The organism is Micromonospora sp. S-DT3-3-22, from assembly GCF_015354745.1.
Taxonomy (GTDB): domain Bacteria; phylum Actinomycetota; class Actinomycetes; order Mycobacteriales; family Micromonosporaceae; genus Micromonospora; species Micromonospora wenchangensis.
Genome location: NZ_JACGMO010000182.1, coordinates 1 through 10,149 on the forward strand (window position 1 = coordinate 1; position 10,149 = coordinate 10,149).

Genomic DNA, 10,149 nt, shown 5'->3' on the forward strand with positions numbered 1-10,149 from the left:
CCGCCGGCAACGGCACCGCGGCCCCGACCCGGCCAGCGCCGCCGGCCGCCCCCGTCACACCGGCCGCTCCCGCCGCGTCGGCCGCCCCCGCCGCGTCGGCGGCGACGCCGCCCACGGCGGTCCGCCCGAGCGGCGCGGCCGGTACGGAGGTCGGCCGGATCACCCGGCGGATCTCCCTGGACACCATGCCGTACCTGCTGGACCACTGCTTCTTCGTGCAGCCCGACGACTGGCCGGACCCGGAGGACCGGTGGCCGGTGGTCCCGGCGACCGCCCTGGTCGCGCACATGATGGAGGCGGTGGAGCAGCTCGTGCCCGGCGTCCCGGTGGTGGCGGTGCACGACGCGAAGTTCAACCGGTGGCTGATCGCCGAACCGGCCACCGACGTGGAGATCGTGGTCCGCACGGCCGGCCCGAACCGGTACGCGGTCGCCTTCGCCGGGTACGCCCGCGCGACGATCGAGGTCGGCACGGCGTACCCGACGCCGCCGCCGGTCTGGACCCACGACCCGGCCACCGAACGCCCGCCGACCCTCGGCGCCGCCGAGATGTACGCGGAGCGGCTGATGTTCCACGGCCCGCAGTTCCAGGGCGTGACCGAGGTGCACGCGCTCGGCGACATGCACGTACGCGGCATCGTCACCGCACCGGTGCCGCCGGGGGCGCTGCTGGACAACGCCCTCCAGCTCATCGGCAACTGGCTGATCACCACCCAGCCGTTCCGCACGGTCGCGTTGCCGGTGGGGCTCGGTCAGGTGCGGTTCTACGGGCCGCCGCCGCCGGCCGGCCGGGCGTTCGAGTGCGTCGCCCGGGTCCGCGCCATCGACGACGGGAAACTCGTCGCCGACACCCAGCTCAGCTACCAGGGGCGGGTGTGGTCGGAGATCGAGGGCGCGGTGGACCGCCGGTTCGACAGCCACCCGCAGGCCCGGGTCGCGGAGCGGTTCCCCGAGCGGCATCCGATGTCGCTGTTGCAGCCCGAGGGCTGGACGATGGCGTTCGACTGCTGGACCGACCTGGTCACCCGGGGCATGGCCGCCCGGGGCATCCTCGGCGGGGCCGCCTACGCCGACTACGAGCGGCAGCCGGCCAGGACCCGCAAGCAGTGGATGCTGGGCCGGATCGCCGCCAAGGACGCGGTACGGGCCCGGCTGTGGGAGGACGGCCACACCGACATCTACCCCATCGAGCTGACCGTCGGCAACGACCCGGACGGCCGGCCGTGGGTACGCGGACGGCCCGGTCGGGGACTCGGTGACTGCGACGTCTCGCTGGCGCACTGCGCGGAGATAGGGGTGGCGATCGCCCGGCGGCGGGCGTCCGACGCGCCGGCGGGCGGCCCCGGGGTGGGCATCGACGTCGCGGAGGTCACCGACCATCCGGAGAGCACCCTCACCTTCGCCCTCACCCCGGCCGAGTTGACCCTGCTGGCCTCGCTGGCCGGCGGGAACGTCGAGGCCCGCCGGTTGTGGTTCACCCGGTTCTGGGCCGCCAAGGAGGCGGTCGCCAAGGCCGAGGGCACCGGGCTGGACGGCTCGCCGCGCCGGTTCCGGGTCTACTCGGCCACCGACTCGGGGCTGACCGTCGAGATCGGCGGTCGGGCGTACCGGGTCGGCCACCGGGACGTCGCCAACCCGGAGGACCTGCCGCCCCGCCGGTACGTCGTCGCCTGGACCTGGGGGCCGGAGCCGGCACCCGCCACCCCGCCCGGGGTGTCCCGGCCGTGAGCCGGCACCCGGCACGCAGCACCGCCCAACCCATCCGATCAGCAGAAGGAGCAACGCCCATGCCCTCGGCCCAGGACACCATCCTCGCCGACCTCACCGAGATGATCGACGCCGTGCTGGGCGACTTCGCGGACGACCAGGTGGTCACCATGGACACCACGTTCTCCGAGGACCTGGGCATGGAGAGCATCGACGTGGTCGCGCTCGCCGGCCGGCTCCAGTCCCGGTACGGCGACACGGTGAACTTCGCCCACTTCGTCGCCAAGCTCGACCTGGAGACCGTCCGGGAGCTGAAGGTCGGGCAGCTCGTCACGCACATCGCCGAGTCGTTGGCGCAGGCCGACGAGGTCGGGGCGGGCAGCCGGTGACCATGGTCCGGGCGAACGGGATCACCCTGCACACGCAGCGGCTCGATCCCCCCGGTCCGGCCGCCGACGGCCGGACCGGGCCGACGCCGACCGCCGTGCTGATCCACGGGATGGCGTCGGACACCATGGCGAGCTGGTACTTCACCCTGGCCGAGCCGTTGTCCCGGGCCGGTTTCCCGACCGTCCTGTACGACCTGCGCGGCCACGGGCGCAGCGAACGTCCCGCCACCGGGTACGCCCTGGACGACTTCGTCGACGACCTGGCGGGGCTGCTGGCCGCCCTGGACGTCACCGGCCCGCTGCTGCTGCTGGGCAACTCCTTCGGCGGCACCATCGCCTTCGGGTACGCCGCCCGGCACCCGGAGCGGGTGGCCGGCATCGTGACGGTCGAGTCGGCGCCGCCGGTCCCGGAGTGGATGCGGCGGGTACGCGAGCGGCTCGCCCGCGTCGCCGCCCGGCTGCCCCGCGACGGGGCGGTCACCGAGATCGGGGTGCGGCGGGGCCGGGTCGCCGCGCAACGGGCCGCCGAGACGCACCGGATGCTCTCCGACACCACGCTGGAGCAGGAGCTGCCGGCGAGCCCGCTGCCGCCCGCCGGGGCGTTGGCCGCGATCAGCTGCCCGGTGCTCTGCCTCTACGGCGGTGACTCGGCGGTGGTGGAGCTGGCCCCGGCGGTCCGCGCCCTGCTGCCGCAGACCCGGGTCGAGGTGCTGCCCGACCAGCGGCACACGGTGCTGATCGACCGGCCGGAGGAGGTCCGCCGGCTGGTCTTCGCCTGGCTCGCCGAGGACTGCTCGCTCGACGTGGCCCAATCCACCACCGCATGACGACGCGACACCCAGGAGGTCTTCCGATGGACGCCCCGATCACCGGCCGGTCGATCATCATCAGCAACGGTCGGTGCGGCTCCACGCTGCTGTCCGACCTGATCCACGAGGAGCCGGACACCCTGTCGGCCCAGGAGTTCTTCATGTCGGTGGCGCCGTGGGCCCGCAGCGCCGAGGTGCTCACCGGTGCCGGGTACTGGGCGGTGCTGGCCAGCCCCAAGGCGGAGCTGTCCACGCTGTTCCGGATCGGCCTGCCGCCGAAGGAGGTCCGCTACCCGGCCACGGGCCGGTGGGCCGACCGGCTCACCGAGCTGCCGCGCATCCTGGCGATCACCCTGTCCAAGCTGACCGCCGACCCGGACGCGCTGTTCGACCAGCTCGCCGAGCGGGTGCCGCAGTTCCGTACCCAGACGGTGGCCCAGCACCACCACGACTTCCTGGACCTGCTCGCCGTGCTGACCGGCAAGACCCGGTGGGTGGAACGCTCCGGCGGCTCCAGCCACGTGGCGCCGTACCTGCTGCGGGGCTTCCCGGACTGCAAGGTCGTCTACCTGACCCGCAGCTGGGAGGACACCGCCCGGTCGATGAGCCGGCACTCGTCGTTCCAGCTCATCCAGCTGCGGGTGGAGTTCCTCGGCCGGTGCGGGCTGGACCCGTTCCGGGTCGGCGCGGACCAGGCGGTGCCGGAGGACCTCCAGCCGTACCTGCCGGACCGGCTGACCGCCGACGCGCTGCGCGAACGGGGTCAGGACCTGCGCCGCTACCTCGGGTTGTGCGCCTTCATGAGCAGCCAGGCCGACCAGGCGCTGCGGGACGTGCCCCCGGAGCACCTGCTGCGGATGTCCTACGAGGATCTGGTCGCCGACCCGGTGGCCGAGCTGACCGGCCTCGGGCGGTTCCTGGACTTCCCCGACCCGTCCGGGTGGGCCGAGCGGATGGCCTCGCGGGTCGTCGCCCCGGCCCCCCGGAAGTTGCCGGCCGCCGTCTGAGCGGCCCCTGTGTGTCCCTGCCCGCCCCGGGTCCGGTCCGCCGGGCCCGGGGGCGGGTGTCCGCCTTCCTTCGAAAGAGAGACTGTTGGTGAATCCACTCCGGTTCTCCGCACGGCGGTTGTCGACCGCCGTCGCCGTACTCGGGCTCGGGTCGGTGTTGGCGGTACCCTCGGCGGCGCTCGGTGCGCCACTCGACGCCGCCGACACCGGCAGCGCGGCCAGCGCGGCCGGCGCGCAGCAGAGCAGCCCGCAACTGCTCGCCAAGGCCCAGCCGGACGAGTGTTTCGCCGGGATCGGGCTGCCGTACCCGGCCGGGCCGCCGTGCGCCGAGGGCAAGGCCAAGGTCAACCAGGCGTACCTGTGGGGGATGACCCGGGCCGGCAAGACGCTGTGGTTCGGCACCGGAGCGAACGTCAACTGCCTGACCAGCGGACGGGCCCTGCGCAACACCACCCCGACGGTCAACGACGACTGGGTCTGCGAGTACGGCGAGAGCCAGGTCGCCAAGCGCAACCCGCAGTTGCCGGCCATCCTCGGTGACCACCGGCAGCCGCGCCTCTACACCTACGACACCCGCGCCAACAAGCTGACCGAGAAGACCGACCTGGTGAAGGCGGCCTCCACCGAGGACGCGAACCGGTTGCAGACCACCGCGGGCATCCGGGCGGCCGGCAACTTCAACGGGGTGGCGCTGCTGGGCGGCCCGGCGCTGGGCACCAGCGTCAACCTGTTCGCGTTCGACACCGACACCGGCGCGTTCCTCGGCTCCCGCAACTTCCCGATGTACGGCAACATCCGGCACTTCACGGTCGCCGGTGACGCCCTGTACGCCGGGGTGGGCGTCGGCGCGAACGGCGGCGAGCGCGGCAACGTGCTGCGCTGGACGGGCAGCAAGTCCGACCCGTTCGCGTTCACGGTGGTGGCGAACCTGCCGGCGCAGGCCGCCGACCTCACCGTCCACCAGGGGCGGCTGTTCGTGACGACCTGGCCGGGCTCGGACGCCGAGCTGGCCGGCCCGACCGCCGGTGCCGCCGCTCCGCCGCCGAGCATCGCGGCGGTCTGGATGAGCCCGCCGCTCGCGTCGGGCGCGCCGGGGTTGAACCCGGAGGACGCCGACGGCTGGCAGCAGGTGTGGAACGTGTCGTCCTACGAGCCGGACCCGGTGGTGGCCCGCGCGTACGCCCTGGGCGGCCTGGCCTCCTACGGCGGGTTCCTCTACTGGGGCACGATGCACGTGCCGATGAAGGCGACCACGGTGCACATGGCGACGTACCCGCCGGCGAACGAGGCGGCGGCACAGGCCACCATCCAGAACACCCAGCGGTCGATCAGCGTCTACCGGGGCCGCAACTTCGGCACCCACTTCCAGAAGGTCGACCTGTTGTACGGCTCGACGGAGCTGCCGGCGTACGACCCGGCGGCCAACGGTGGGGCCGGGGCCTGGGCGTTGCAGTCGACGCACCAGACGCCGAAGTTCGGCCCGGCCGGGTTCGGCAACCCGTACAACAACTACACCTGGAAGATGGTGGTGGCCGGCGGGAAGCTGTACGTCGGCACGATGGACTGGAGCTACCTGGCCAAGGAGCTGGGCAAGGAGACCGCCGCCGAGCTGGGTCTGTCCCCGGCGCTGGCCGACGACCTGGCCCGCGCGCCGATGGACGCGGCCGGGATGCGTTCCAGCGCCCTGCCGGAGGCGGTCTACGGCGGTGACCTGTACGCCTTCCCGTCACCGACGAAGGCGGCGACGACGGTGAACAACACCGGGTTGGGCAACTACCTGAACTACGGCATCCGCAACATGGTCGCCGACGGCCCGACCCTCTACCTGGGCATGGCGAACCCGATGAACCTGCGGGCCGACCCGACCGACAGCGTCCCCGAGGGTGGTTGGGAGCTGATCCGGCTGCGGGGCTACTGAGCCGACGGGGACGTCGGCCCGGCGGCAGCGTCGTCGCCGGGCCGGCGGCCCCACCCCGGCCCCGCCCCGGCGCGGGCGGCGCCGGGTGCCCCTTGCCGAATCCTGGCGCGTCCCTGACGTTGCTCGAACATTCCCGGGCGAAAGTATTGATATGATGCCTTTTACCGTTTTTCGCCCCGAAGTCGGGCGGAACCGCGCCGGCCGGTCCACGGCCCGCCTCGCGGGAACGCTCGCGCTGCTGCTCGCCCTGACCGCCCCGGCCGGGTGCGGTCCCCGCCGCGAGCAGGCCGACTCCCCCACCGGCCCGGCGGCCAGCGCACCGTCCGGTACGGCGCTGCCGGCGTCGGACGTGCCCGTCGGCAGCTCCACGCACACCCTCACCGTGGACGGGCGGGAACGCGGCTACCGGCTCTACCGGCCGGCCTCGGCCGACCTGAGCGGGCCGGTCCCGCTGGTGGTGATGCTGCACGGCGCGGCCGGCACCGGCGAGCAGGCCGAGCAGGCGTACGGCTGGACCGGCCAGGCCGACCGGGACGGGTTCCTGGTGCTCTTCCCGGACGGGCTGAACCGGGCCTGGGCCATCGGTCCACAGTGCTGCGGGGCGCCCGCCCGCGACGGCGTCGACGACGTCGCGTTCATCACCGAACTGGTCGCCACCGTCGGCCGGGAACTGCCCGTCGACCCGTCCCGCCGGTACGTCACCGGGATCTCCAACGGCGGGCTGCTGGCGTACAAGCTGGTCTGCGACACCACGATCTTCGCCGCGATCGGGGCGGTGGCGAGCACCCTCACCGGGCGGTGCGCCGACCCGAAACCGGTGTCGGTGCTGCACATCCACGGCCAGCAGGACCAGACCATGCCGTACGGCGGCGGGCCCGGCCGGCGGGACAACGGCGGCACCGGCCGCAACCCGGTGAAGATCGACGGCCCGCCCACCCCCGAACTGGCCGCCCGGTGGCGCAGCGTCGACTCCTGCGGCGCGCCGAAGGTGACCACCGACGGGCCGGTCACCCGGTCCGCCGCGACCTGCCCCCAGGGCCGCGCCGTCGAGCTGATCACCGTCGCCGGCGCGGGACACCAGTGGCCCGGCGGCCGACCCAACCCGCCCCGGGCGGAGAAGCTGCTCGACCTCGATCCCCCCTCCACCGCACTGAACGCCACCGACACCATCTGGCGGTTCTTCGCCGCGCACCCCCAGCCCTCCGGCGGCTGACGGCACCGCCGCCGGCCCCGTCGGCACCCGCACCCCCTCAGGACAGGAGTTGAGATGCCCAGCAGAGACGGGCCGGCCGTGGTCGAGGTCGACGACCTCGTCAAGCGCTACCCCCGCACCGACACCAACGCGGTCGACGGGCTGTCGTTCACCGTCGCGCCGGGCGAGATCTTCGGGCTGTTCGGGCCGAACGGGGCCGGCAAGTCCACCACCGTCGGCATCCTGACCACCCGGCTGCGGGCCACCGGCGGCCGGGCCGTGGTCTGCGGGGTCGACGTGGGCCGGGACCCGGCCGCCGCCCGCGCCCACCTGGCCGTGGTGCCCCAGCACAACAACCTGGACCGGGCGCTCACCCCCCGGCAGAACCTCGTCTACCACGCCACCTACCACGGGGTACGGCGACGGGAGGCGCAGGCCCGCGCGGCGGAACTGCTGGACCGGTTCGGCCTCACCGAGCGGGCCGACCGGCGGATCGAGGCGTACTCGGGGGGCATGGCGCAGCGGTTGATGATCGCCCGGGCGCTGACCCACGAGCCGGCGGTGCTCTTCCTCGACGAGCCGACCAACGCCCTCGACCCGCAGACCCGGCTGCTGATCTGGGGGCAGCTGCGGCAACTGCGGGAGCGGGGGGTGGCGATCGTGCTGACCACCCACGCGATGAACGAGGCGGCCCGGGTGGTCGACCGGGTCGGCATCGTCGACCACGGCCGGCTGCTCACCCTGGACACCCCGACCGCCCTGGTCCGGGGCCTCGCCGGGGACGCGCTGCTCGACCTCACGGTCACCCCGGCCGGCGGGGACGACCCGGACGCGCTCTGCGCCGCCCTGGGCGAGCTGCCCGGCGTACGCAAGGCGGAGCGGGTGGCGACGCCGACCGTGCCGGCCGGTGGGCGGCCGGCCGGCGGTGGGGCCGGGCTGGCCGGGGTCGGGATGCTGGCCGCGCTCGCCGCCGGTGGCGGTGGACGGCCCGGTGCCGGCCGGCTGGCCGCCCTGGCCGGCGCGGGTCTGCTCGGGCGCGGCGGCGGCGCGGCCGGCAACGGCGGTCGCGGCCGGCTGCGCATCCGCCTGCACCTGGCCGGCGATCCCGCGACGCTGCTCGGCCCGGCGGTGACCGTGCTCGCCGCCCGGTCGGCGGCGGTCAACGCCGTCGACGTCGGCGAACCCAGCCTGGAGGACGTCTTCATCGAACTCACCGGAAGGCAACCGAGGTGACCGCTCTCGACACCCCGACCCCGCTGCGCCCGACGGCCACGCCACCCTCCCGGCCCGGGACCGGGCGGGTGTTCGCCGCGGTGCTGCGCCGCGACCTGATGGTCACCGGCCGGGAACTCTGGGTCATCCTGGTCCAGGTCGGGCTGACGCCGCTGTTCATGCTGTTCGTCTTCGACACCGTGCTGGGCAGCCAGGGCCTCGTCGGGCGGGGTTTCGCCGACGTGTTCCTGCCCGGCATCATCGCGCTGGCCGCCCTCACCACCGCGTTGCAGAGCGTGGCCCTGCCGCTGGTGAAGGAGTTCGGCTTCACCATGGAGATCGAGGACCGGTTGATGGCGCCGCTGCCCACCGGGTACGTCGCGATCGGCAAGCTGGTGATCGCCACCATCCGGGGGCTGCTCGCGGCCGTGCTGATCTATCCGCTCGGCGCGCTGATGGTCGGTTCCGCGCCGTGGCGGCCGGCGGGGCTGCCGCTGGCGTTCGTGGTGGCGCTGCTCGGGGCGTGGATCGGCGGGGCGATCGGGATGAGCCTGGCCACCACCCTGCCGGTGCAGCGGATCAACGTGACCTTCTCGGTGATCCTCACCCCGATCATCTGGACCGGCTGCATCCACTACCCGTGGCCCCGGCTGTCGTCGGTGCCCTGGTACCAGGTGGTCACCGCGCTCAACCCGATGACGTACGTCTCGGAGGGGGTGCGCGGGGCGTTGCTGCCCGGCGTGCCGCACCTGCCGGCGTGGGTGTGCCTGACCGTGCTGACCGGGGTGGCCGTCGTCCTGACCTGGGTCAGTGTCCGCTGCTTCACGCGGCGGGCGATCCAGTGACCACCCGCACCCGCACCGCCCGCGTACCCGACAGGTCGAGGAGTTGCCATGGTTGACCCCACCATCGCCGAATCCGACGTGGCGCTCGCCCGCCGGCTCGCCGCCCACGCCGGTGAACTGCTGCTGCGGGTACGCGCCGACCACGGTCACGCCGATCCCGCCGCGCTGAAGGCCGCCGGTGACCGGGCCGCCCACGACTTCCTCCGGGCCGAGCTGGCCCGGTGCCGGCCGGCCGACGCGGTGCTCTCCGAGGAGGACGACGGCTCCCGGCTGGTGGATACCGGCGAGGGCGTGTCCCGGCGGACCGCCGACCGGGTGTGGATCGTCGACCCGCTCGACGGCACCCGGGAGTTCTCCGAGCAGGGGCGCGCCGACTGGGCGGTGCACGTGGCGCTCTGGGCCCGCGATGCGGCGACCCCGCACGGGCTGGTCGCCGGTGCGGTCGGGCTGCCGGCGCAGAGCCGGGTGCTGACCACCGACGACCCCACCGCGCCGGCCGCCCCGGCCCCGCCCGGCGGGGTGATCCGGCTGGCGGCCAGCCGCAGCCGTCCCCCCGCCTTCCTGGCCGCGCTGGCCGAGGAGGTCGGCGCGGAACTGGTGCCGATGGGTTCGGCGGGGGCGAAGATCGCGGCGGTGGTGACCGGTGACGTGGACGGCTACGTCCACGCGGGCGGCCAGTACGAGTGGGACTCCGCCGCGCCGGTTGCGGTGGCCACCGCCGCCGGGTTCCACGCCTCCCGCATCGACGGTTCCGCGCTGACCTACAACGAGGCCGACCCCCGGCTGCCGGACCTGCTGGTCTGTCGCGGCGAGCTGGCCGTGCCGCTGCTCGCCGCGCTGCGGCGGCAGCTGGCCGGCACGGCGGTCACCTCCGGTTCCCCCGTCCCCCACCCCGGAAAGGACCCGCGATGAGCAGCGGATCGGCTGCGTACCAGGTCTCCCAGCTCGACGAGTTGGAGGCGGAGAGCATCTTCGTGATGCGTGAGGTGGTCGCCGAGATGGAGCGGCCGGTGCTGCTCTTCTCCGGTGGCAAGGACTCGATCGTGATGCTGCGGCTGGCGCAGAAGGCGT

9 protein-coding genes and 1 pseudogene are annotated in these 10,149 nt (G+C 74.1%); all 10 read left to right on the forward strand.

The genetic code is table 11. The features are described from left to right. Nucleotides 1-1,727, forward strand: a 1,727-nt coding sequence (locus H1A17_RS31940; RefSeq protein ID WP_194823618.1) for a 4'-phosphopantetheinyl transferase superfamily protein, incomplete at its 5' end; no start/stop codon positions are given. 59 nt (nucleotides 1,728-1,786) lie between these two features. Continuing rightward, the gene (locus H1A17_RS31945; protein WP_145919506.1) at nucleotides 1,787-2,095 is read left to right on the forward strand and encodes an acyl carrier protein; all 309 of its coding nucleotides are present in this window, start codon (nucleotides 1,787-1,789) and stop codon (nucleotides 2,093-2,095) included. Between the two features lie 2 nt (nucleotides 2,096-2,097). Continuing rightward, nucleotides 2,098-2,922, forward strand: coding sequence for an alpha/beta fold hydrolase (locus tag H1A17_RS31950; RefSeq protein ID WP_228544634.1), 825 nt, complete (start codon nucleotides 2,098-2,100; stop codon nucleotides 2,920-2,922). Between the two features lie 26 nt (nucleotides 2,923-2,948). Next, entirely contained in the window at nucleotides 2,949-3,911 is a 963-nt protein-coding gene (locus tag H1A17_RS31955; protein ID WP_145919504.1) for a sulfotransferase domain-containing protein, read from the forward strand. A gap of 88 nt (nucleotides 3,912-3,999) precedes the next feature. Next, on the forward strand, nucleotides 4,000-5,829 hold the full coding sequence (locus H1A17_RS31960; protein ID WP_240762974.1) for a hypothetical protein: 1,830 nt from the start codon (nucleotides 4,000-4,002) through the stop codon (nucleotides 5,827-5,829). Nucleotides 5,830-5,983: 154 nt separating this feature from the next. Beyond that, nucleotides 5,984-7,042 (forward strand): PHB depolymerase family esterase, encoded by a 1,059-nt coding sequence (locus tag H1A17_RS31965; protein ID WP_168222622.1) that lies wholly within the window; start codon nucleotides 5,984-5,986, stop codon nucleotides 7,040-7,042. A 54-nt stretch (nucleotides 7,043-7,096) separates the two neighbouring features. Then, complete coding sequence (locus tag H1A17_RS31970) at nucleotides 7,097-8,254, forward strand: ABC transporter ATP-binding protein (RefSeq protein ID WP_145919502.1); 1,158 nt, start codon at nucleotides 7,097-7,099, stop codon at nucleotides 8,252-8,254. After that, the gene (locus tag H1A17_RS31975) at nucleotides 8,251-9,078 is read left to right on the forward strand and encodes an ABC transporter permease (protein ID WP_240762851.1); all 828 of its coding nucleotides are present in this window, start codon (nucleotides 8,251-8,253) and stop codon (nucleotides 9,076-9,078) included. Before H1A17_RS31970 ends, H1A17_RS31975 begins: the two co-directional genes overlap by 4 nt. 48 nt (nucleotides 9,079-9,126) lie before the next feature. After that, nucleotides 9,127-9,990 (forward strand): inositol monophosphatase family protein, encoded by an 864-nt coding sequence (locus H1A17_RS31980; protein ID WP_145919501.1) that lies wholly within the window; start codon nucleotides 9,127-9,129, stop codon nucleotides 9,988-9,990. Further along, nucleotides 9,987-10,149 (forward strand): annotated as a pseudogene (locus H1A17_RS31985) (sulfate adenylyltransferase small subunit); the annotation flags it as partial. The gene H1A17_RS31980 and the pseudogene H1A17_RS31985, both read left to right, overlap by 4 nt.

Coding starts and splice junctions, on each gene's coding strand:
- H1A17_RS31945 (WP_145919506.1), top strand. CDS start 1,787: ATGCCCTCGGCCCAGGACACCATCCTCGCCGACCTCACCGAGATGATC.
- H1A17_RS31950 (WP_228544634.1), top strand. CDS start 2,098: ATGGTCCGGGCGAACGGGATCACCCTGCACACGCAGCGGCTCGATCCC.
- H1A17_RS31955 (WP_145919504.1), top strand. CDS start 2,949: ATGGACGCCCCGATCACCGGCCGGTCGATCATCATCAGCAACGGTCGG.
- H1A17_RS31965 (WP_168222622.1), top strand. CDS start 5,984: ATGCCTTTTACCGTTTTTCGCCCCGAAGTCGGGCGGAACCGCGCCGGC.
- H1A17_RS31970 (WP_145919502.1), top strand. CDS start 7,097: ATGCCCAGCAGAGACGGGCCGGCCGTGGTCGAGGTCGACGACCTCGTC.
- H1A17_RS31980 (WP_145919501.1), top strand. CDS start 9,127: ATGGTTGACCCCACCATCGCCGAATCCGACGTGGCGCTCGCCCGCCGG.